A 19,583-nucleotide genomic window follows, 5' to 3' on the forward strand; every position below is an offset into this window, starting at 1 on the left:
TGCAATGGCATGATGATGAATGCAAGCCGGTTGAGTTGCAATGAGATGGAGGCGAATGCAAGACTGCAGCCGTCCGTCGCGCGTACGACCAGGAAGGTGCCGCCGATGCCCGGAGGCAGGCTGACCCAGCAGGACCGCCGGCAGATCGCCGAGGGGCTGGCCGAAGGGCTGACCCAGACCGAGATCGCCGCCCGCCTGAACCGGCCGCTGTCCACCGTCACGCGAGAGGTGGCCCGCAACGGCGGCCCCGACGGCTACCAGGCCGACCAGGCGCACCAGGCCACCCGCGACCGCGCCCGCAGACGTCCGGCGGCCTCCGGGGCGCGCGACCGCCGGTCGGTCACCGATCTGGAGGAGGAGTTCACCGCGGTCATGATCGGCACCGGGCTGACCCGGATGACCGCCCGCGTCCTGGCCACTCTCTACCTCACCGACAGCGGCAGTCTCACCGCGGCCGAGCTCACCCGCAGGCTCCAGGTCAGCCCCGCCTCGGTCTCCAAGGCGATCGGCGAGCTCGAACGGCAGGAGCTGATCCGGCGCGAACGCGACCCGCGCCGGCGGCGCGACCGCTACGTCATCGACGCCGACGCCTGGTTCCGCGGCTGGACGGCCAGCGCCCGCCAGAACGCGCTGCTGGCCGACGTCGCCCGCCAGGGCGCGGCGACGGTCGGAGCCACCTCGCCCGCCGGGATCCGGCTGCAGGACATCGCCGGCTTCTTCGACCACGTCGGCCAGGCCATGCTGCGGGCGGCCGAGGAGTGGCGGCAGGCGTACGCCGCCAAGCAGGCGTCCGGCCGGGGGTGAGCGGAGGCCGCATCGCCTCGCCGGGCTCGACCCCGCGTTCGCAACTGTGCTGATCGAGCCGGGCCGCGCGGACGCCTGCCCGCAAACGGCTCGTGGCGGGACAGGATCATTCAGGCGGGCGGGCCGATCGGCGGGCCGTCATTCCCCGCGACACCGCCGCCGGCGCGAAACGCGAGCACGGCAGGGCCTGTCACGTGATTGTTCGCGTCGGACCGGGGGCTCGGAGTCGCGCTTCTCCGCCGGGCCGGTCAGGACGTCTCTTGCGCGGCCTGGTTGTTCGCCTTCGCGTTCGACTGCCGCATGAGCAGGTCGGTCGCCAGCTCCACCTCCACCTCGACCCGCCGCAACGCCCGCAGCGCGTCGCCCAGGTCGGTGAGGTCCTCGCCCAGGGCCGCGGCGGCGTCCCGTACGGGGCGGAGAACGTCGGGGATGGTCTGGCGGTGCTCGTCCATGATGTGACGGTATGACACCGGCGGCCGGGTCGTCACCAGCGAACAGCGGCCCCGGCCGTCAGCGCATCGCGCTCAGGGCGCGTTCGATCCTCTCGCTCGGATACGGCGTCGTCCTGCTGGTGCCGTACAGGTGCCAGTAGAAGTCGTTCACGGCCGCCGCCACGGGAGCGTACCGGCGGATCATCGCGGCCACGGCCGGCGGCGCGCCGGCGGGGTCCGCGCCCTCGGCGCACGCCCGGATGTACGCGTTGCGCTCCTCCGGGACGCCGTTCGGCGCCCGCACCCCGCAGACGTCGGAGACCAGCCAGTTGACCAGCCGCGCCAGCGCGTACGCGGTGTCGTGGGTGCGGTTGCGCGCCAGGAACTCGATCTCCGGCTCGGCCAGGTCGAACCGGGAGGAGGTCGCCAGCCCCAGGTCGGCGAGGTAGAGGCGTTCGCCGTCGGTGAGGATGTTGCCGAAGTGGCCGTCGAAGTGCATCAGGTGCCGGCCGTTCATGAACGCCACGTCGCGCGTCAGGCACGACTCCAGCAGGACGGCCGCCGCCGTCGCCGCCTCCTGACCGGCGGCGACCTGGGCGGCGAGCCAGTGGTTCAGGTCGTGGGGGATGTACTCCTGGAACAGCACGATGCCGGCAGAGGCGCGGGCGAGGGCGTGCAGGCGCTCCCGTACCGCGGGCGACCCCTCCCAGTACTCCACGGCCGCCTCGACGTCGGCGTGCTCGGCGGTGGGCGGCGGCGCGCCCGGCAGCACCCGCCAGTGGTAGAGCAGCGGGAAGGCGGCGCTGTGCCCGGCCAGCACCCAGCCGGTCGTCATGGCGGCGGCGGCGAGTTCCCGCCATGCGCCGAAGCCGGGCGTGCCGATGGCGGCGATCCCGTACTGGCAGAACGGCGGCAGGCCGAACAGGTTCGCGGTGGACATCACGTTGGCCGGACGGCGTTCCAGGTCGGTCAGCGGGATGCGCTTGGCGAAGACCGGCACGCCCTCGACGTCCAGCAGCACCGACGTGCCGCCGATGCCCGTGCCCAGCACCCGCGCCTGCTCCAGCGCCTGGGCGAGCTGCCGGTCGCTGTGCAGCGCCAGCGCGCTCGCGACGTCGCCGTACCGTCCGGCCCGCGCGCTCCAGGACATGTCCGAACGCGTGTCAGGCAGTTCCACCGCCGGGCCCCCTTGATCGGCTTCGTGGGGCCGACCCTACCCGGCGGAGGAGGGCCGCGCGGTGTGCGGTCCGGGGCGTCGCTCCCGGTGCCTGGCCAGCATCTGCCCGCCGACGTCGACATAACCGGCGAACAACCCGATCACGTCCTGCAGCCGCTCCTGCGCGGGACCGGAGCGCACCAGGGACTCGCCCTCGCGCAGCGCGGCGATCAGGGTCCTGGCCCGCGCCTGGCTGGCCTCCAGCAGCGACTCGATCCCCCCGGTGGCCTCCACCAGGAGCCGCCGGCTGCCGGGCTGCGGGATCACCCTGGCCAGGCCCCAGGAGTCGAGCTGCCGTACCGCGGTGCTCACCGCCCCCTTGCTCAGTTCCAGCTCGGCGGCGATGGCGTCCAGCGAGATCGGCTCCTCGGTGAGGAGCAGCAGCCCGTAGACGCGCCCGGTCGCGTGCGGCAGGTTCCACGACGCCAGCAGGTCGCCCACCGAGGTGACGAACGTGTGCCGCGCGCTCATCGCCGCGCCCGTCCCGGCGCGGGGAGCGTGCACAGGAACGCGTCGATCGCCTCGTTGACCGCCTGCGGGTCGTCCTGGTTGGCGATGTGGCCGGCCCCGGGGACGACGATCTCCTCGACGCCTTCGGCGCGGGCCCAGCCGGGCATGGCCGAGGCGATGTTGCCGGTGGTGTCCCGCTCGCCGCGGATCAGGCACAGGGGCACCGGCGTGCGGTAGCCGGGGTCGGGGGAGAGGAAGTCGACGGTGGCCCGCCACACCTGCACGAACTCCTTCTTCGGCACCTGGCCGAAGGCCCGCCGGGCGTCGTCCCGGGCGGCGCGGGTGGTCGCGGAGGCGTCGGCCATCAGCCGCGGCAGCCTCTTGGCGGGGATCGTCGTCAGCATCGGCGCGGCCGCCCTGAGCAGCAGGCGGTCCCGCCAGGACAGCGGCGCGGTGTTCGGCGTGGCGCCGATGACGACCAGGGCGCGGGCGAGCCCGGGATGCCGCCGCACGACGGCCTGGCTGAGGTTGCCGCCGAGGGACTGGCCCACCAGCACCGGCCGGTCCAGGCCCAGGTGCTCGGCCAGCGCGCACAGGTCGGCGACCGCCTGCTCGGCGGTGAAGCGCACGCCGGCCGGGCGGGACAGGCCGTGCCCGCGCAGGTCCCAGGTGACGACGCGGTACCCCTGAGCCCGCAGGTGGCGGGCCTGGGCGTCGAACATCACGTGGTCGGCCCCGGCGCCGTGCGAGAACACCACCGGCACACCGCCGCCCCCGCTGTCGGCGTAACGCAGGTCGCAACCCCGCAGGGTGAGGACGGACGATAGATTCACCATATTCTGAATATAGCGAACCTCAGGCGGGCCGGGCGACGTACAGGATGCGGTCGTGGGCCTCCTCGTCGGCCGGGTCGCGCACCGACGTGCCCACCAGGCCGTGCGCGGCCACCACGCGCAGCCCGGCCAGCTCGGCGGCCCGGCGTACCGTTCGGTCGGAGTGGTGGCGCTGCACGTGCCGCATCGACAGCCGCTCCCAGCCCCCGCCGGCCCGTTCGAACAGGTCGAACTGGGTGATCACGATCTCGTCGGCCTCGATCCGCGGCGAGTGCGCGAACCAGGCCACGTACCGGTCACCGCGGTCGGCGACCACCGGGACGCCGAACGTGCGCCGGTAGTAGCCGATGGTGTTCAGGTCGAAGGCCACCAGCCCGCCCGGGGCGAGCCGGTCGCGGGCCGCCGCCAGGGCCTGCCGGAGCTGGTCGCCGCTCGTCAGGTACGTCAGGGGCACGTCCACGCAGGCGACCACGTCGAAGCCGGACAGCTCGGGCGGCGGGCTCAGGAGTGAGCCGACCAGGAACGGGATGCCGTCGGCGCCGGGCCGCCGCCGCGCGGTCGCCACCATCGCCGGGGACAGGTCGTAGCCGGTCACCTCGAATCCCCGCTTGCTGAAGGCCGTGCTGCTGCGGCCGGTGCCGCAACCGGCGTCCAGCAGCCGCCGCCCCCCGTTGCCGTGCCGCTCCACCGCCTCGGCGAAGCGGTCCACCAGCGCCTCGGTGTCCATCTGCGCGTTCAGCTCGTCGTAGCGGGCGGCGACGCCTTCGTAGGCCGCCAGGGTCTCCTCGACCTGCGACATGGGTGCCTCCTGAACGGCCGTCGGGCCGGGTGACCGCGCCGGGCCCTCGGCCCGGCGCGGCCGCTCGGACTCGGTTACCAGATGTACCAGGCCTGCCGGTTGACCCGGCGGCCGGTGACGCGGCGCAGCAGCTTCCTCATGGGAGATCACCTCCTTCCTCGACGAACCGCTGGTGGTCAGGTCTGGCGTGCCGTGCGGCGCAACTGGAAGGGCGGGGGCGTGATGATGCCCTCGACGTGCGGCCGCCCGGCGCCGCCGCGCACCTCCAGGCGGGCGGCGTCGGTCAGCGCGGCGAGCAGGTCGGTGGCCAGCGCCTGCGCGACGCCCGCTCCGGCGCAGGTGAACGGGCCGCCGCCGAAGGGCAGGTAGGGGCCGCGCGGCTCGGGGCCGTCCCAGCGGCCGGGCCGGAACGCGGTGGCCTGCGGCCAGTGCCGCTCGTCGCGGTGGAGCAGGTAGGGGCAGACGGACACGCTGTCGCCCGGCTCCAGCGCCACGCCGCCGACCTGGTGGGCCCTGCGCACCGGGCGGCCGAGCAGCCAGGCGACCGGCCACAGCCGCAGCGACTCGCGTACGGCCGACTCGGGCGTCACGGCGGCCAGGTCGACGCCGTGGGCCGCCGCCGACAGCAGCGCCCAGGCCACCGCGTGGCCCACCGGCGCGATCGAGGTGCGGAAGAGCAGCAGGTACACCTGCGCGACGTGCTCGGCGGGCGTCTCGGGCGGGGTGGCGCCCAGCACGGCGTCCAGCAGGTCGCCGGGCCGCGTCTCGTCCGCCGGCGCGCTCCGCCGGGCGCGCGCCTCGGCGGCGATCGTCCGCACCACGCGGGCCCACAGGGCGCGCCGCGACAACCGCGCGAGCCGGCCGGCCGGACGGATCAGCACCTCGCGCCGCACGACGTACGCCATCAGCTCGCGCAGGGCGGGCGGGCTGTCCGGCCGCAGCAGGGCGTCGGCCAGGAACCGGTGCACGGCGGCCCGCCCGGCCGACGGCCACTCGCTGACCTCGCCCAGCTCCGCCACGACGGCGGGCAGCAGCTCGCGCCGGGCGGCCACGTGGGCGCGCAGCGTCGTGCGGGCCGCCCGGCCGATCGCCACCTGCGTCGCCCGCGGCCCGAGCAGCCCGCCGCCGACATGGAAGAACCCGGACACGTCGGCGTAGTCGCCCGCCTCGTCGTGCAGGATCCGCAGGGCCTGCGCCGGGTCGGCCACGCACAGCGACCCGTCGTCCGGCAGGCGGAACACCGGCCCGCGCTCGGCCGCCGCCCGCTCCACGAACCCCAGCGGATCGCGGCGGTAGTGCCGCGCCGCGCCCGGCGGCCACGGCCGCCCCTGTTCCGGCACGACCCGATCCGGTTTCCCGACCGTCGTCATCCCACCTGCCCCATGCCATCCGTGAATCGGGTGTACACGCAGGCGGCGCAGGTGCGCCCCCCAGGAGAACGGTGCCGCACGGCCGCGTCGGCCGGGCGTCACGAAAACCAGGAACAGCGGCAGTGTATAGGCCGGGTCCCGGCGCGCCGGGGGCCGAGTGATCAATGGGATCAGCGTGATCACATTGACCAATGTCACCGGCGCGACGGCCCCGGGCGCTCAGGCGGCCTGGTCGCGCAGGCTGTTGATCAGGCCGGCGGCGGTGGGGGCGTCGCGGCAGGACACCAGGAAGTCGGTGCCGTCGGCCAGGCGCAGGGCCAGTGCGGGGCCGGGCAGCAGCAACATGCCCGCCCCGGCGCCGTGCAGGGCGCCGCTCAGCAGCCACCGGTCGGCCGGGACGTCGACCGCGTCGGCGCGGCGCACACTGCCGACCGCGACCTGCCGGCTGATCGGGCCGAGCGCGACGGTCACCGCGCGCTCGTCGATGGCCAGCCGGTAGGAGCGCATCGGCAGCAGCACGACGGCGACGACCACGACGGCGGCCCCGGCCCAGCCCGCGGGGCCGACGGTGAGGACCAGCGCCGCCGTCATGGCCGCCCCGGCCAGCGCGAGAGCGGCCACGCCCAGGTCGACGGCCCGGAGGACGCGCCGTTCCTGCCAGGAGACCTTCTCCTGGCCGCGCAGGGGCAGCCGGGGCGCGTCGGGGGCGGGGACGCCGGTGGCCCGGCCGGCGGGGGTGCGGTGGCCGGCCAGCAGGAAGGCGGCGAGCGCCCCGGCCAGCGTGGCCGCGGGGACGAGCACGCCCATCGCCGCGGGCGAGGGCGCGCCGGCCTGGGCCGCGGCGGGGGCGTCCAGCGCCGCGTGCAGGATGACCAGCAGGGACGTGGCCGGCGCGACGGCGACCGTGACGACCGCGACAAGGATCGCCGTCCGGATCGCATGGGCGCGCGAGGCGGGCGCGCGACCGGCCAGCGCGAACGCGGCCAGCCCGGCCAGCCAGAGCGCCGCCGGGACGCCGAGCAACAGGATGGACACCTGCTCGACCGTGACGGCGGAGCCGTGGGCCGCGCCGCTCCGGCCGGGTAACGCGGCGGGCAGCCGCTGACGCCAGGCCAGCACGGTCAGCGCGGCGCCGCCCAGAACCGTCGCGGGCAGGGCGACCGCGCCCGTCAGCCATCGGACCTTACCGATCATGTGAACTCCTTCCCCACCAGCGACATCAGCTCGTCGCGGTTCAGACCCGCGCGGCGGGCCACGGTGACCAGGTGCCGGACGGTCTGGACGAGCTGTGCCCGCTCGCGCGGGTTCGTCCGGGTGACGGTGGCGCCGCGGCCGGGACGCAGCTCGATCAGTCCCTCGTCGCGCAGGTCGGCGTAGGCGCGCAGCACGGTGTGCATGTTGACCTCCAGCGAGGAGGCCAGGTCGCGGCCGGAGGGCAGCCGGTCGCCGGGGGTCAGCAGCCCGTCGGCGATGCCGCGGCGGACGCATCCGGCGATCTGCTCGCTCAACGGCGTGCTGCTGCTCGGGTCGACGCGATAGAGCATGTTCTAATCCTGATAGAACAATGCGAGTTTCACAAGCCCTACGCGCCTGGCGCGCGGCTCGGGCGAGAGGGCCTTCCCGGCCCGGCTCCAGCCCGGCCGCGGCGCGGTGGGCGGACGGCTCTTGACCCTGGGGGATCGCGGCGGACAGGGTGATCGTGCGCATCCGGCCCGATCCCACCCCCGCAGGAGGCTCTCGTGGACGACGGCGTCATGTGGAAGGACTACTCCCCGGGACCGCACGGCACGCCCTCGCCGGACCTGGCCCGCCGGCTGGCCTCCGACCCGGTCGGCACGGTGGTCCTGCCCAGCGGCGACACCGTGCCGATGGCCGTCCGGTACGACGACGTGCGGGCCATCCTGTCCTGCCCGCACAGCAGCCGCACCGGGCTGAGCGAGCCGGGACGGCCCCGGCTGTTACGCGGGCTGAGCGTGGACGACGTGCCCGGCGTGCTGCTCAACATGGACGACCCCGAGCACGCCCGCCAGCGCCGCATCCTCGCCGGCGCCTTCACCCTCGCCCAGGCCGAGCGGTGGCGCGGCCGGTGCCGGGCGATCGCCCACGAGCTCATCGACTCCTTCTCCGAGCGGCCCGACCTGGTCGCCGACTACGCCGCACCGCTGTCGGCCCGTCTCATCTGCACGGTGATCGGCATGCCCGGCACCGACTACGACCGGTTCAAGCAGTGGTCGGAGGCGTTCCTGAGGGCTTCCCCGTCCGGCGCCGAGGCGCGCATGAGCGCCTTCGCCGAGCTGGCGCGGTACATGGGCGACCTGGTCGCCCGGCGCCGGGCCGAGCCGGGCGACGCCCTGGTGGACGTGCTCATGCAGGCCACCAGCCGGGGCGACCGGCTCTCCGACGAGGAACTCGTCAACGTGCTGCTCATGCTGGCCGTGGCCGGACACGAGACGCCCGCGATGATGATCGCCCGCGGCCTGTACACGTTGCTCCGCCACCCCGGCCAGTACCGGGCGCTCGTCGCCGACCCCGCGCTGACCGAGCCCGCCGTGGAGGAGATCCTCCGCTTCGACGGGCCGGGCACCAACGGCCTGCTGCGGCGCCTGACCGCCGACGTCGAGCTGCCCTCCGGAGCGGTGCTGCCCGCCGGCACCGTGGTGCTGCCGAACTCGCACGCGGCCAACCACGACCCGGCGGCCTTCCCCGACCCCGGACGGTTCGACATCCGCCGCCACGCGCCGGGCGGCACGGCCCGCCCGCACCTGGCCTTCAGCCACGGGCCGCACTTCTGCCTGGGCAACCACCTGGCCCGCGTGCAGCTCCAGGAGGCGGTGCGGGCACTGGCCGAACGCGTGCCGGGCCTGCGGCCGGCCGAGGACCCGGGCGGCCTGCCCTGGACGGAGGGGAACCTGGCCTACCGGCCCGCGCGGCTGCCGGTCCTGACGGCGTAGGCGGTGTGCCGGCCGGTCAGGGGGCGGCCACGACCGACTGCCTCTGGCGGCCCAGGCCGTCGATGCCGAGCTCCATCCGGTCGCCCGGCCGCAGGTAGACGGGCGGGTCGAAGCCCATGCCGACGCCCGCGGGCGTCCCGGTGTTGATCAGGTCGCCGGGTTCGAGCGCCATGAACCGGCTCAGGTAGCGCACGACGAAGACCGGGTCGAACAGCATGTGGACCGTCGAGCCGGTCTGGCGGCGCCGCCCGTTGACGTCGAGCCACATGTTCAGGCCGGTCACCTCGCCCAGCTCGTCCGGCGTGACCAGCCAGGGGCCGCAGGGGTTGAAGCCGTCGAAGTCGGCGACCACGTCGGACACGTCGACCGGACGTTCGGCGCCGGCGGCGCCGATGCGCATGAGTCTCATGGGGAGGTCCAGATTCTGCTGGGAGGGCGGATCAAAGCTGCGCGCCGGCCGGGAGGGTGACGGTCTTCCCCGACTGGATCGACTCGTAGGCGGCCTCGACGACGCGCATGGCGTACACGGCGTCGCCGGAGTCGATCAGCGGCGGGCGTCCCTCCACCAGGGCGCGCACGTAGTCGGTCACCTCGGTGATCACGGACTCGTAGTGCCAGCCGCCGGGGTGCCAGGCGTCGGGGCCGAAGGGCACGCCGGCGACCGCCTCGCCCCGGTAGTCGTGCTGGCCGCGGAAGATCTTGACCACCGGGTCGGACATCTGGTCCATCAGGACGCCCCCTTCGGTGCCGTAGAGCTCCAGGCGCTCGCTGTGGGGGACCTCCGACACGGAGGTGAAGCCGCACGAGAAGTGCGCGCCGCTGCGCATGCGGCCGTACACCTCGGCGGCGCCCTCGTTCGGCAGCCGGTGCACGGCCTGGTAGGCCGCGATGTACCGGCTGTTCTCCGCGACCATGAAGTGCACGCCGGCCTCGGCCGCCCGGCGCTGGATGGCCGCCGACTGCTCGTACGTCGGCGCGACGGGCTTCTCCAGGATCAGGTGCTTGCCGGCGTCCAGCACCGCCATCGCGGCGTCGTAGTGCAGGTGGTGGGGGAGGATCAGGTCCACCACGTCGCCCCGCGGGTCGTCGATCAGGTCCTGGAGGCCGGTGTAGGTCTTGGCGCCGAACTCGGCGGTGAAGGCCGACGCCGCCTTGGGGTCGACGTCGCTCGACGTCAACCGCAGCACCGCCCTGCGGCTGCTCGCCGAGCTGGTCGCCACCGGGTACGTGGCCCGCAACGAGGCGACCAAGCGCTACACCATCGTCCCGGCCAAGTTCTACGGGCTCATCCAGGCGCCGGAGACCGACTGAAGCCAGATCATCGACCCGGTGCTGGCCTCGATCCGCGACGAATGCGGCGACGCGACGATCCTGGCGGTGCCGCCCAAGGACACGATGGTCTACCTCGCCTTCTTCCCCACCCGGCACGTGGCGGCCGTCTCCGAGCAGTCAGGGACGATCCGGCCGATGCACTGCTCGGGGCTGTGCCCCCCGGCGGGCGCGGTCAGGCACCGAGCTCCAGTTCCCCGCCGTCCTCGGGGGAGCGGCGGGCGAGCATCAGCGTGCCGATGAGCCGGTCCGTCGTGTTGTCGGCGATGACGTAGTTGCCGGGGCCGGACGCCGCGCCGCCGGCGAGCACCGTGTCGAAGCGCCGCTCGACCTCGCTCCTCGGCCGCGGGCCGCCGATGTGAGCCTGCACCTCGGGATCGGTGGAGAGCTCGACGAAGCCCTCGCGGTCGGCCTCGCGCAGCGCGCGGCGCAGCAGCAGCCGTTCCGAGGTGATGTCCGCCGCGGACAACGTGGGCATCTGCTTCATGAGCGCCTGATCCGCCGGGCCGGGGCCGCCCCTCAGAAGCGGTAGTGCTGGACGGCGGTGCCCTTGCGGGACAGGGACGTGCTCCAGGCGGTCAGCCGGCTCGCCAGCCGGGTCGTCCACGGGTAGCCGGCGACCTCGGGCTCGCGGGTCAGGAAGATCTCGCGCACCAGCCTCAGCCGGGGCTCCAGGCGCACGATGTCCTGCGGCGTGTCGTATCCGGGCGACTTCAGGAAGGGGGCGACGGACCGGGTGCCGGGGTACTTCCTGGCCGCCCACACGTGGAACCTCGTGTAGCCGTTGAAGCAGATCTCGCCGGCGGGAAAGTGGCGGATGAGCCGGTCGAGCAGGGTGGCCAGCTCCTCCTGCGACAGGAACCCGATCAGGCCGTCGGCGACGATCACGGCCGGCCGGTCGCGGGGCACCTCGTCCAGCCAGCGGGGGTCGTTGAGGTCGCGGCCGATGACGTGGGCGTGCGGACGCTCCGGCAGCAGACGGCGCCGGGCCTCGGCCACGCCGGGCAGGTCGACGTCGTACCAGTCGACGGTGGGGGGCGGGTCGACGCGGTGGACGCGGGTGTCGAGCCCGGCGCCCAGGTCGAGCCCGACCGCATGGGGACGGCCGGCGACGAACCGCCGCACGATGTCGTCCATGACCAGGGAGCGGTGGGCGATGCCCACGACGGGGCTGGCCGAGAGCTTGAACCGGGCGGTGTCGAGGTCGAGCTTTCTGGCCAGGTCATAGGCCGTCCGGTCGCGCAGGATCGGGTGCTCGGCCCGGTAATCGAGCGCCTTGCCGGCCAGGGTGAGCCAGAGCGTGTTCTCCAGCGGGGTGAGGCCGGGGAGGGGCGTGGTCATCGTGTCAGTCCTCTTCCTGAGGTGAGTCGTCGAGGGCGGCCCTGGCCGCGTTGAGGGCGGCGTCGTCGGTGAACAGCCCGTGGGTGTAGAGCTCCAGCGTGGGCAGCGCCAGGCGGCGCAGCACGTCGGGGCCGAACTGCTCGTGACCCAGCGCGCGCGCCAGGGACGGCGGCATGGTGAGCGTGGCCACGCTGTTGAGCACGGTCAGCACCGCCAGCGCCCGCACGTCGCAGGACGGCCGCATCGAGCCGTCGGCGATCCCGGCCCGCAGGACCTGCTCCGACTCCGCCACCAGCGTCTCGACGAACGTGGCCGCGGCGGGCGTGTCCTCCTCGATCGCGCGCAGCATGTAGCGCACCTGGAGGCGGTACTCCTCCGGGTTGGACAGGTACTCGCGGAAGAGGTCCTGCATGCCGCTCGGGCGGGCGCCGCCGGCCCGCCGGACCAGGATGGCCAGGACGTGCTCGTCGCAGGCGCTCCGGAGCTTCTCCTTGCTGCCGAAGTGGTGGATGACCAGGGCGGGGCTCACCCCGGCGGTCGCCGCCACGGCGCGCAGGTTCGTCCTGCCGAAGCCGTCGCGGGCGAAGTGCGCGATGGCCGCGTTGCGGATCTTGGCCTGAGCGGTCAGGTCTGAACACATGTTCAGTAGACTAAACAGATGTTCAGCGTCTGGCAAGCGGCACGGGAGAGCCCCGTGCCGGAGACGGCACGGGGCTCGGGGCGGGCGGCGGACCTAGTTGCGGCGGGTGAGCACCCACTGCCAGGTCTCCTCGCCGCCGCGGTCGCGGCTGCCGGTGAGCTGGATCATCCGCTCGCCGTCGGCGCTCGCCAGCGCCAGGCCGTTGTCGAACTCGTTCTTGCACGCGCCCGCGCAGCCCAGCACCACCACGTTGTCGTCGTCGGCCCAGGCCAGGTGCTGAAGCACGAGCTGCCGGCCGGGCACCGACGGCGGCAGGTCGCGGTCCAGCGTCAGCCTGCCGTCGGGCGAGACCTTCGACCAGCCCGAGTAGTCGATGTACCGGTCGCCGGGCGGGCCGTCCCGGCGGGCGCCGTCGAGACCGAGCCACAACCTGTCGGGCATGGTGTCGGTGGGCTCCCAGAGCATGGACCCGTCCAGGCTCCAGCCGAGGTCCTGGCGCGCGTTCATGTTCCCGGGGTTGCCGACGCGGTCCAGCGACGGCAGCGGGTGGTAGGCGGCCTGGCCGGTGGCGACGTCGATGACGTAGAAGCCGATCCGGGGCTGGACGAGCTCCTCGACGGTGTAGGCGTCCTTGCCCACCCGCTTCCGGCTCTGCTCCGGATACTTCGAGTACGCCGTGGCCAGCACCCTGGTGCCGTCCGGCGACCAGACCAGCGAGCCGACGTCGTGCTCCAGGTCGATCCAGGCCAGGGCCTGCCGGGTGTTCATGTCGACGATCCCCACCCGCCTGCCGATCCGCTCGCCCTGGAGCACCGCCGCGAGCTGGAGCCCCGGCGCCACGTCCAGCCAGGCCCACGGCGTCCGCTCGTAGCCGTCGGAGCGGGGGTCGTACAGGTACCAGGTGCGCCGCATGCGCTCGCCGCCGTCGTCCGCCTTCTCCAGCCAGGTGGTGAAGTAGGCGGACACGGCCACGTTCCCGGCCGCCACGAACTTCTTCGGCGGCGCGTTCTCGACGTCGGCCCGCACGTCCGTGGACGTCACCGAGGGATGAACGGGCACGGTCACCCCGTTCGCCGGGCGCACGGTCGTGCTCCGGCCGTGCAGCCCGGCGGCCAGCACCGCCACGACGACGGCCAGACCGGCGGCCAGCGCCACCGCCATGACCGGCGGCCGGGCACGCCGCCGTAGCGCCCGGTCGGCCAGGTCGTGCGGCACCCGCACCTCGCCGGCCCACTCCTCCATGGTGTCGCGCAGCAGCCGGTTCATGTGGTGACCTCCAGTTCCGCAGCCAGTTCCGGGGCGATCTGCCGCAGCCGGGCGAGCGACCGGAACGTGGTGCTCCGCACCGTGCCGACCGAGCAGGACAACAGGGCGGCGATCCGGTCCTCGGGCAGGTCCTCGAAGTAGCGCAGCACCAGCACGGCACGCTGCCTCGGGGTGAGCCGGGCCAGGGCGGCGCGCAGCACCATGCGCAGGTCGCTCTGGTGCGTGCCGTCGGCCCCCGGCCGGTCGGGCGGCTCGGCCTGGACCACCTCGCCGCGCCGCCCGATCGCGCGCCACCAGCTCACCTGCTGCCGGTACATGATCTGCCGGACGTACGCCTCCGGCGCGTCCACCTGCCGCCACCGCGCCGCCAGCTTGGCCAGCGCGGCCTGCACGAGATCCTCGGCCGCGTGCTGGTCGCCGCCGCTGAGCATGAACCCGAGCCGCATCAGGGCAGGCGAGCGCGCGGAGACGAACTCGCGGAAGCCTTGCTCGTCCGCAGGGTCCACGACCACCTCCAAACGTGTGAATGACACCCCTGAGACGCGCGCGGGGCACTCCCGCTATGCCTGTCCGGCCGGACGATTCCCGGGCCGCCGCCCACCCTCAGCGGCCGGCCGCCTTCAGGTCGATCACCACCTGGGTGTCCTGCGCCGTCCGGAACCAGACCACGTCCTCCTGGGTGTGCAGCGTGGGCGGGGCCTTCTCGCCCCGGCGCGTCGGCACGGGGAAGAGCAGGCCGGTGCGCCCGGCGGCGACGTCGTGCAGGGCCAGGGCGCGGCCGCCGCCCGCGTCCCCCTGGTTGAGCAGGACGAAGCGGCCGGAGATGAGCGTTGTCGAGGCGTTCCCCGGCAGGTCGCGGCGGTCCGTCCCGTCGCGCCGCCAGGCCGTCGTCACATTGATGCACCACACCGGGCCGCAGTCATTCCACGACGAGCGCTTCCTGGCCGCGACCGCGTTCCTGGACCGGCCGGTGAGCACGTTCTTCAGGTGCTCCAGCGGCCGGGCGACGGGATGGTCGACCCCCGGGTCGCGCACCGGCCATCCGGCCCACGGCCACTCGACCAGGTAGTAGCCCTTCGTCCCGGTGATCAGGGACATGTTCCCGCCCTTGAGCGGGGCCCGGTAGACGCCCCCGTCGGGGGGCGACCACACGGCCATGCCGCCCGCGACGGCCAGCTTCCTGATCCCGCTGTAGGAGTTGTCGCTGGACAGCACGGCCCTCAGCGCCGCGATCCGCTGCGGCACGCCCCCGGCGACGGGCACCGCCCAGATCTCCGACCGGTCGTCCCGGACGGCCGACCACACCAGGTAGCCGTCGCCGAAGACCAGCGGCTCGTTCGCGACCTTGACGTCCTGCAACTGCGCGACCTGGGTGAACGCGCGCTTGTCGAGGTCGTACGACCAGATGCCGTCGAGCCGGTTGCCGGTGAGCCCCCGGCCGGCCACCACCCGGTCGGCGACGAACACGTCCGGCTTGAAGACCCGGCCGCCGGGGCCCGTCACCGGGATCTCGTGCACCGCGCCCGGCCACACCTGCCGGACCGGCGGCGACAGGCGCCCCGCGGCGGCCGCCGGCGGGGCCGCGGCGGACGGCGGCGCGGAGCCGATCGTCCGGGTCCCCAGGACGGTGACGCCCACCACGGCGGCGGTCGCGGTCGCCACCGCCACCGGCGCCCACCACCAGCGGGCCGCCACCCGCGCCCGGCGCGGCGACGGCGCGGCCCTCGGCAGCCCGTCGTCCTGCACCGTCTCGGCCCTGGCCGCCATCGCGTCCCTGAGCCGGTCCTCGATCGTGGTCATGCTCGGCCTCCCAGCTCGCGCTCAAGCCGCTCCAGGGCTCTGGAGGCGGTGGACCGTACCGTGCTCTGCCGCAGGCGCGTCGCCTCGGCGATGTCGGCGTCGGACAGGTCGAGGTAGTAACGCAGGACGAGAACCTCGCGCTGCCGTGCGGGCAGGCGGCTGAGCGCCGCCAGCATCTCCTGCCGCGTCTCGCCCAGGAGCGCGGTCGTCTCGGCCGAGTCCACCGGGTCCTCCCGCCGCCGCAGGAACGCCCGGGCGGCGACACTCCGCCTGCGCAGCAGCGAGCGCGCGGCGTTCAGCACGCAGACCCGCACGTACGACAGGGTGAGCGTGGCCGGGCTCTTGCCGTGCAACCTGGAGAAGACGTCCTGGACGACGTCCTCCGCGCTCTCCCGATCGCCCACGAGCAGCAGGGCCAGGCGGACGAGGGCGAGCCGATGCTCCCGGTACAAACCGGCCACCACCGCGTCGGCGGCGCCGGCCGGCGGCGGGGACGCGCGGGCGACGATCTCAACATTCATGCATAGGGAACGCGCGCCCGCCCCGATCCGCTGCGCGACGGGCACGCCCCGGTTCAGGCCGGGGCGGAGCGGCCCGGCAGGTACGGCCCGACCAGGTCGGCGACCCCGGCGGACTGGCGGCGTCCCTCCAGGTAGACCCGCCCCCACCGGCTCCGGTCGCCGAGGTCCGGGCCGAACGCCTCCAGCGCCGCCCGGTCGGGCACGATCCGCACGCCCCGCTCGACCTCCGGGCCCGGGAACAGGTGCCCGAGCGGCTCGACCAGGACGATCGCGCCCGCGCCCGCGGCGAGGTGCGCGTTGGACCCGCCGCCGAGCGCACCGTCCATGTACCGGCGGGCGCCGACGGTGATCGGGACGGCGTGGCCGGGCGCGGCGCTGCTGGCGGCGACCGCGGCGTGGAGCGGGACGCCGCTGTCGCCGCTCCAGACCACCGGCTCGCCGCTGACGGCGTCCACGGCGGTGATCAGCAGCGGGCGGCCGGGCCAGGAGCCGGTGCCGACGAGCCGCCGCATGGCGGTCAGGTGCTCCTCCTCCGGCAGCGCGTCGGCCTCCAGGGCGAGCACGCCGGCCTGGCGCAGCGCCTCCCGCGGGTCGGCGCCGGGCGCGTTGAGCATCTGCAGGACGCGCGGCATCACGGTCGGGTCCCCGGCCCGCCGGCCAGGGGGCGCGGGCGGCAGGTCGGCGAGCTCGTCCAGGTCTCGTCCGGTGGCCAGGGCGGCGGCGGCGATCGCGCCCGCCGAGGTGCCGACGAGCAGCTCGGCGTCCGGCAGCTCCACGCCCGCCGCGCGCAGGCCCGCCGCCAGGCCGAGCAGCCAGGCCGTGCCCACCGGACCGCCCGGCCCCAGCACGACGGCGACGTCGGACGCGCTCGCTGTGAAGATCATGCCCCCGATGCTACAAGGCGGCGTCCGGCGCGGACCGTGCCGTTCCGGGGGGCCGACCGGCTAGTCCCGCGAGGCCGGCTCCCACTCCTGGGCCAGGAGCCCGAGCAGCACCTGGTCCAGGAACTCGCCCAGCACCCAGGCGGAGGAGCGCAACACGCCCTCGCGGACGAAGCCGTTGCGCTCGGCCGCACGCAACATCGCCACGTTGTCGGCCAGCGTCTCGATCTGCAGCCGATGCAGGCCGCGCAGCACGAAGCCGTAGTGGCACAGCACCGCCACCACGTCGGTGCCGTAGCCCTTGCCCCGGCAGGACGGCAGCAGCCCCAGCCCGATGTGCGCGGACCGGTGGTGGGTGTCGATGCCCCACAGCGTCGCCGTGCCGACGAGCCCGCCGCCGTCGAGCTCCACCACGGAGAACGGGACGACCGCCGCCACGGTGTCGTCCACCACCAGCCGAGAGTCCTGCGTGCCGGGCGTGACCGGCCGCCACGGACGGTTCCCGGCCCGCGAGGAGTAGGCCGGGTCGTCGTGGAGCTCGGCCCGCAGGATCGGGATGTCGTCCTCGTGGCGGGCCCGCAGCCCGACCTTGCCGCCCTTCAGCATCTGAGCTTCCTATCCGTCCGGGCCGGGCGGGCGCAAACGATTTCGCGCGGGCGGGACGGCGGTCAGGCGTCCAGGTCGTACCAGCCGCGGCGGGCCGCCAGCAGGCCGGCCTGGAAGCGGGTGCGGGCGCCGAGCCGGTCCATCAGCTCGCTGACCCTGCGGTGCACCGTGCGCAGGCTCACCCCGAGCTGGCGGGCGACCGCCTCGTCCTTGAGCCCGGCCGCGAGCAGCGTGAACAGCTCGGGGTCCGGCATGTCGGCCGGGCGGGAGCTCGCGTCGTAGAGCGGGAGCGGCAGCGCCGCCCGCCACAGGACCTCGAACAGCGCGACCAGCGCGTCGAGCAGCGACGAGGAGTGCACGATGACCGCGCTGCCGGAGTGGGCCGAGGCGTCGGCGTTCAGCGGCAGGATGGCGGTCCTGCGGTCGGCGATGGCCAGCTTCATGGGCACCTCGGGGCTCACCCTGGCCTGCTCCCCGGCCGCCGCCGACTCCTGGGCGAGACGGAGCTTGCCGGGGATCTCCAGGGCCGAGGCGTCGTAGATGCCGCGCACCACGAGGCCGTGCGCGAGGCGTTCCATCTCGGGGGCGTTCTGCTGGGAGGGGTCCTGGGCGTACGGGGGCCGGTCGAGCACCAGGAGCTCCTCGGTCGCGGTCTGCTGCAACTGGGTGAACCGCTGCACCACGGCCGCCTGCCCCTGGACGACCTCGACCAGCTCCTCGGGGGCCAGGTTCTCCGTCCGCGGCGTCTCGGCCAGCAGCGCGAGCGCGGCCAGCCTGGCCTGGGCCAGCCCCTCCTCGCGGCGGGAGATGAGGGCGGCCACCGCCACGTCCGGCCTGGTCGGGACGTACCGGACCGGGCGGCCGGCCATGCGGCTGACCAGGCCGAGCGCCTCCAGCCGGGAGCACGCCCGGCGCAGGGCCACGGTGGTGCGGCCGGTGTGCGCGGCCAGCTCGGGCAGCGTGGTGCGCGGCCGGCGCAGCAGCGTGCGGTAGATCTGCTCGTCCTCGGCGTCCACGCCGACGGCGGCGAGGGCGTTGTCGTCCGCGTTCATGATCGAACAGTTTGTCAGATACCTGCCATGGCGTGAACCAGCCGCGGGCAGACCTAGCCTGAGCATCGCATTCACCGATAGGAACGAACGCGTACCAGATTCCTGTCGGGGAGGCAGTGTTGAAGAAGGCGTTCACCATCGGGCTCGCGACCGCGTTGACGGTCCTGTCGGCCGCCGCGCCGGCCATGGCGAGGAGCACCGGCGAGGGTTTCGACGGCACGGGCTGGAGCCGGCCGGTCTGCCAGACGGTCGCCGGTGACGGCTCTGTGACCTACGCGTGGAACGACGGCAAGAAGATCGCGTCCACCAGCAAGGTGCTCGGCCCCGTTGTCTACACCACCGGGCTGGTCGCGCTCGACCGTCCGAACCAGTTGCTGGCCATGTCCAACAGGCAGTTGCTGGCCTCCAAGGACGCCGGCTGCACCTGGAACGCGGCCGGCGAGGTCAAGGGTTCCTTCGTCGAGCTGGTCGCCGCCCAGGGCGGCCGGGCCTACGCCTGGGACCGCGACGGCAACCTTGCGCTCGCCACGCCCGAGGGCGTCACGCCGCTCACCGGGCCGGGCGGCGACCTGATCGGGATCGGCGTGGACCGGGGCGACGGCGACCGCCTGCGGGCGTCCGACCTGCAGGGCCAGCTGCACGAGTCGCGGGACGGCGGGCGCACCTGGCAGCCCGCCGGCGTGCCGGCCTGGTCACCGAGCGACACCCGCATGTCCTACACGGCGGTGTTCGACCCGCAGAACCTGGACCACGTGGTGCTCGGCGCCTCCGACACCGGCGCCCGCGTCACCTTCGACGGCGGCCGCACCTGGGCCTCGGCCGAGGGGCTGGCCGGGAACGGCGAGCGGGTCAACGTGTTCAGCGCCGCGATCTCCCCGGCCGCCGGGAACGTCGTGTGGGCGATGGGGCTCAACCTGGCGGAGCTGGACGCCGGCGTGCCGTCCGGCGGGCGGCACATCTACCGCTCCGACGACGGCGGCCGCACCTTCACCCCCGCCGTGGACCAGGACGCGGTGGTGACGATCCCCAACGGGCCGCTGCTCGCCCCGCACCCGAAGGACGCCGACGTCCTCTACTTCGACTTCGGCACCGGGTGGTCGGCGATCGGCACGGACATCTACAAGTACGAGTCCCGCAAGGACCGCGTCACCGTCAACCACAACGCCTACGACCGGGTCACCTCCATCGCCTTCAACCCCGCGCACCCGAGCGTGATGTACCTGGGGGTCTCCGAGGAGGCGTAGCGGCCGTCCCCGCCCCTCGCGTCCCATGGTGGTCCCGCGACCATGGGAC

24 protein-coding genes are annotated in these 19,583 nt (G+C 74.3%); 4 read left to right on the forward strand and 20 right to left on the reverse strand.

Annotation, left to right across the window (positions count from 1 at the left end):
* The first annotated feature begins 105 nt into the window (after positions 1-105).
* Positions 106-804: a MarR family transcriptional regulator gene (locus ACIBQ8_RS33120; protein ID WP_397193866.1), complete on the forward strand. Its 699-nt coding sequence runs from the start codon at positions 106-108 to the stop codon at positions 802-804.
* 248 nt (positions 805-1,052) lie between these two features.
* On the opposite strand, the gene ACIBQ8_RS33125 is transcribed toward ACIBQ8_RS33120, so the two are convergent.
* From ACIBQ8_RS33125 to ACIBQ8_RS33160, 8 genes are all read right to left on the reverse strand, one after another.
* Positions 1,053-1,256 carry a hypothetical protein gene (locus ACIBQ8_RS33125; RefSeq protein ID WP_397178298.1) on the reverse strand — a complete coding sequence of 68 codons (204 nt, stop codon included), beginning with the start codon at positions 1,254-1,256 and terminating at the stop codon, positions 1,053-1,055.
* Between the two features lie 58 nt (positions 1,257-1,314).
* Complete coding sequence (locus ACIBQ8_RS33130) at positions 1,315-2,412, reverse strand: serine/threonine protein phosphatase (RefSeq protein WP_397193867.1); 1,098 nt, start codon at positions 2,410-2,412, stop codon at positions 1,315-1,317.
* A 36-nt stretch (positions 2,413-2,448) separates the two neighbouring features.
* Complete coding sequence (locus tag ACIBQ8_RS33135) at positions 2,449-2,922, reverse strand: GbsR/MarR family transcriptional regulator (protein WP_397178296.1); 474 nt, start codon at positions 2,920-2,922, stop codon at positions 2,449-2,451.
* Positions 2,919-3,737 (reverse strand): alpha/beta fold hydrolase, encoded by an 819-nt coding sequence (locus ACIBQ8_RS33140; RefSeq protein WP_397193868.1) that lies wholly within the window; start codon positions 3,735-3,737, stop codon positions 2,919-2,921. The genes ACIBQ8_RS33135 and ACIBQ8_RS33140 overlap by 4 nt, the downstream gene beginning before the upstream one ends.
* A gap of 19 nt (positions 3,738-3,756) precedes the next feature.
* Entirely contained in the window at positions 3,757-4,533 is a 777-nt protein-coding gene (locus tag ACIBQ8_RS33145; RefSeq protein WP_397193869.1) for a class I SAM-dependent DNA methyltransferase, read from the reverse strand.
* A 176-nt stretch (positions 4,534-4,709) separates the two neighbouring features.
* A complete protein-coding gene (locus tag ACIBQ8_RS33150; protein ID WP_397193870.1) occupies positions 4,710-5,903 on the reverse strand; it encodes a cytochrome P450 in 1,194 nt (397 codons plus the stop codon).
* 219 nt (positions 5,904-6,122) lie between these two features.
* Positions 6,123-7,097 (reverse strand): hypothetical protein, encoded by a 975-nt coding sequence (locus ACIBQ8_RS33155; RefSeq protein ID WP_397193871.1) that lies wholly within the window; start codon positions 7,095-7,097, stop codon positions 6,123-6,125.
* Entirely contained in the window at positions 7,094-7,447 is a 354-nt protein-coding gene (locus ACIBQ8_RS33160; protein ID WP_352360048.1) for a GntR family transcriptional regulator, read from the reverse strand. Before ACIBQ8_RS33160 ends, ACIBQ8_RS33155 begins: the two co-directional genes overlap by 4 nt.
* A 195-nt stretch (positions 7,448-7,642) precedes the next feature.
* On the opposite strand from ACIBQ8_RS33160, the gene ACIBQ8_RS33165 reads away from it, so the two are divergent.
* Positions 7,643-8,854 (forward strand): cytochrome P450, encoded by a 1,212-nt coding sequence (locus ACIBQ8_RS33165; RefSeq protein WP_397193872.1) that lies wholly within the window; start codon positions 7,643-7,645, stop codon positions 8,852-8,854.
* A 16-nt stretch (positions 8,855-8,870) separates the two neighbouring features.
* Here ACIBQ8_RS33165 and ACIBQ8_RS33170 read toward each other — a convergent pair whose 3' ends face one another.
* Together ACIBQ8_RS33170 and ACIBQ8_RS33175 are read right to left on the reverse strand one after the other, a co-directional pair.
* Positions 8,871-9,263, reverse strand: a complete 393-nt coding sequence (locus tag ACIBQ8_RS33170) for a fumarylacetoacetate hydrolase family protein (protein WP_397193873.1) — start codon at positions 9,261-9,263, stop codon at positions 8,871-8,873.
* 31 nt (positions 9,264-9,294) lie between these two features.
* Positions 9,295-10,032 carry a Gfo/Idh/MocA family protein gene (locus ACIBQ8_RS33175; RefSeq protein ID WP_397193874.1) on the reverse strand — a complete coding sequence of 246 codons (738 nt, stop codon included), beginning with the start codon at positions 10,030-10,032 and terminating at the stop codon, positions 9,295-9,297.
* Here ACIBQ8_RS33175 and ACIBQ8_RS33180 point away from each other — a divergent pair.
* Positions 10,007-10,165, forward strand: coding sequence for a helix-turn-helix domain-containing protein (locus tag ACIBQ8_RS33180; protein WP_397178288.1), 159 nt, complete (start codon positions 10,007-10,009; stop codon positions 10,163-10,165). The genes ACIBQ8_RS33175 and ACIBQ8_RS33180 overlap by 26 nt on opposite strands.
* 193 nt (positions 10,166-10,358) lie before the next feature.
* Here ACIBQ8_RS33180 and ACIBQ8_RS33185 read toward each other — a convergent pair whose 3' ends face one another.
* The 10 genes from ACIBQ8_RS33185 to ACIBQ8_RS33230 all read right to left on the reverse strand — a co-directional run bounded on the left by ACIBQ8_RS33185 (position 10,359) and on the right by ACIBQ8_RS33230 (position 18,290).
* A complete protein-coding gene (locus tag ACIBQ8_RS33185) occupies positions 10,359-10,670 on the reverse strand; it encodes a GNAT family N-acetyltransferase (protein ID WP_397193875.1) in 312 nt (103 codons plus the stop codon).
* Positions 10,671-10,702: 32 nt separating this feature from the next.
* On the reverse strand, positions 10,703-11,524 hold the full coding sequence (locus ACIBQ8_RS33190; RefSeq protein WP_397193876.1) for a class I SAM-dependent methyltransferase: 822 nt from the start codon (positions 11,522-11,524) through the stop codon (positions 10,703-10,705).
* A 4-nt stretch (positions 11,525-11,528) separates the two neighbouring features.
* Positions 11,529-12,164: a TetR family transcriptional regulator gene (locus tag ACIBQ8_RS33195; RefSeq protein ID WP_397193877.1), complete on the reverse strand. Its 636-nt coding sequence runs from the start codon at positions 12,162-12,164 to the stop codon at positions 11,529-11,531.
* A gap of 93 nt (positions 12,165-12,257) precedes the next feature.
* Complete coding sequence (locus tag ACIBQ8_RS33200; RefSeq protein WP_397178283.1) at positions 12,258-13,430, reverse strand: hypothetical protein; 1,173 nt, start codon at positions 13,428-13,430, stop codon at positions 12,258-12,260.
* On the reverse strand, positions 13,427-13,936 hold the full coding sequence (locus ACIBQ8_RS33205; protein ID WP_397178282.1) for a SigE family RNA polymerase sigma factor: 510 nt from the start codon (positions 13,934-13,936) through the stop codon (positions 13,427-13,429). Before ACIBQ8_RS33205 ends, ACIBQ8_RS33200 begins: the two co-directional genes overlap by 4 nt.
* 97 nt (positions 13,937-14,033) lie before the next feature.
* Entirely contained in the window at positions 14,034-15,230 is a 1,197-nt protein-coding gene (locus ACIBQ8_RS33210) for a hypothetical protein (protein WP_397193878.1), read from the reverse strand.
* On the reverse strand, positions 15,227-15,751 hold the full coding sequence (locus ACIBQ8_RS33215) for an RNA polymerase sigma factor (protein ID WP_397193879.1): 525 nt from the start codon (positions 15,749-15,751) through the stop codon (positions 15,227-15,229). Before ACIBQ8_RS33215 ends, ACIBQ8_RS33210 begins: the two co-directional genes overlap by 4 nt.
* A gap of 53 nt (positions 15,752-15,804) precedes the next feature.
* Positions 15,805-16,635 (reverse strand): patatin-like phospholipase family protein, encoded by an 831-nt coding sequence (locus ACIBQ8_RS33220; RefSeq protein ID WP_397193880.1) that lies wholly within the window; start codon positions 16,633-16,635, stop codon positions 15,805-15,807.
* 60 nt (positions 16,636-16,695) lie between these two features.
* On the reverse strand, positions 16,696-17,238 hold the full coding sequence (locus tag ACIBQ8_RS33225) for a GNAT family N-acetyltransferase (protein WP_397193881.1): 543 nt from the start codon (positions 17,236-17,238) through the stop codon (positions 16,696-16,698).
* A gap of 62 nt (positions 17,239-17,300) precedes the next feature.
* The gene (locus ACIBQ8_RS33230; protein ID WP_397178277.1) at positions 17,301-18,290 is read right to left on the reverse strand and encodes a LuxR C-terminal-related transcriptional regulator; all 990 of its coding nucleotides are present in this window, start codon (positions 18,288-18,290) and stop codon (positions 17,301-17,303) included.
* Between the two features lie 119 nt (positions 18,291-18,409).
* Between ACIBQ8_RS33230 and ACIBQ8_RS33235 the strand changes: the two genes are divergently transcribed.
* Entirely contained in the window at positions 18,410-19,534 is a 1,125-nt protein-coding gene (locus tag ACIBQ8_RS33235; protein WP_397193882.1) for a WD40/YVTN/BNR-like repeat-containing protein, read from the forward strand.
* The last annotated feature ends 49 nt before the right edge of the window (positions 19,535-19,583 follow it).

This window comes from Nonomuraea sp. NPDC049646, from assembly GCF_044465525.1.
Classification (GTDB): Bacteria; Actinomycetota; Actinomycetes; order Streptosporangiales; family Streptosporangiaceae; genus Nonomuraea.

What these genes read in the sequence shown, in the direction of transcription:
- ACIBQ8_RS33120 (WP_397193866.1), top strand. Translation starts at nt 106, where the DNA reads ATGCCCGGAGGCAGGCTGACCCAGCAGGACCGCCGGCAGATCGCCGAG.
- ACIBQ8_RS33125 (WP_397178298.1), bottom strand. Translation starts at nt 1,256, where the DNA reads ATGGACGAGCACCGCCAGACCATCCCCGACGTTCTCCGCCCCGTACGG.
- ACIBQ8_RS33135 (WP_397178296.1), bottom strand. Translation starts at nt 2,922, where the DNA reads ATGAGCGCGCGGCACACGTTCGTCACCTCGGTGGGCGACCTGCTGGCG.
- ACIBQ8_RS33140 (WP_397193868.1), bottom strand. Translation starts at nt 3,737, where the DNA reads ATGGTGAATCTATCGTCCGTCCTCACCCTGCGGGGTTGCGACCTGCGT.
- ACIBQ8_RS33145 (WP_397193869.1), bottom strand. Translation starts at nt 4,533, where the DNA reads ATGTCGCAGGTCGAGGAGACCCTGGCGGCCTACGAAGGCGTCGCCGCC.
- ACIBQ8_RS33150 (WP_397193870.1), bottom strand. Translation starts at nt 5,903, where the DNA reads ATGACGACGGTCGGGAAACCGGATCGGGTCGTGCCGGAACAGGGGCGG.
- ACIBQ8_RS33155 (WP_397193871.1), bottom strand. Translation starts at nt 7,097, where the DNA reads ATGATCGGTAAGGTCCGATGGCTGACGGGCGCGGTCGCCCTGCCCGCG.
- ACIBQ8_RS33160 (WP_352360048.1), bottom strand. Translation starts at nt 7,447, where the DNA reads ATGCTCTATCGCGTCGACCCGAGCAGCAGCACGCCGTTGAGCGAGCAG.
- ACIBQ8_RS33170 (WP_397193873.1), bottom strand. Translation starts at nt 9,263, where the DNA reads ATGAGACTCATGCGCATCGGCGCCGCCGGCGCCGAACGTCCGGTCGAC.
- ACIBQ8_RS33185 (WP_397193875.1), bottom strand. Translation starts at nt 10,670, where the DNA reads ATGAAGCAGATGCCCACGTTGTCCGCGGCGGACATCACCTCGGAACGG.
- ACIBQ8_RS33190 (WP_397193876.1), bottom strand. Translation starts at nt 11,524, where the DNA reads ATGACCACGCCCCTCCCCGGCCTCACCCCGCTGGAGAACACGCTCTGG.
- ACIBQ8_RS33195 (WP_397193877.1), bottom strand. Translation starts at nt 12,164, where the DNA reads ATGTGTTCAGACCTGACCGCTCAGGCCAAGATCCGCAACGCGGCCATC.
- ACIBQ8_RS33200 (WP_397178283.1), bottom strand. Translation starts at nt 13,430, where the DNA reads ATGAACCGGCTGCTGCGCGACACCATGGAGGAGTGGGCCGGCGAGGTG.
- ACIBQ8_RS33210 (WP_397193878.1), bottom strand. Translation starts at nt 15,230, where the DNA reads ATGACCACGATCGAGGACCGGCTCAGGGACGCGATGGCGGCCAGGGCC.
- ACIBQ8_RS33215 (WP_397193879.1), bottom strand. Translation starts at nt 15,751, where the DNA reads ATGAATGTTGAGATCGTCGCCCGCGCGTCCCCGCCGCCGGCCGGCGCC.
- ACIBQ8_RS33220 (WP_397193880.1), bottom strand. Translation starts at nt 16,635, where the DNA reads ATGATCTTCACAGCGAGCGCGTCCGACGTCGCCGTCGTGCTGGGGCCG.
- ACIBQ8_RS33225 (WP_397193881.1), bottom strand. Translation starts at nt 17,238, where the DNA reads ATGCTGAAGGGCGGCAAGGTCGGGCTGCGGGCCCGCCACGAGGACGAC.
- ACIBQ8_RS33230 (WP_397178277.1), bottom strand. Translation starts at nt 18,290, where the DNA reads ATGAACGCGGACGACAACGCCCTCGCCGCCGTCGGCGTGGACGCCGAG.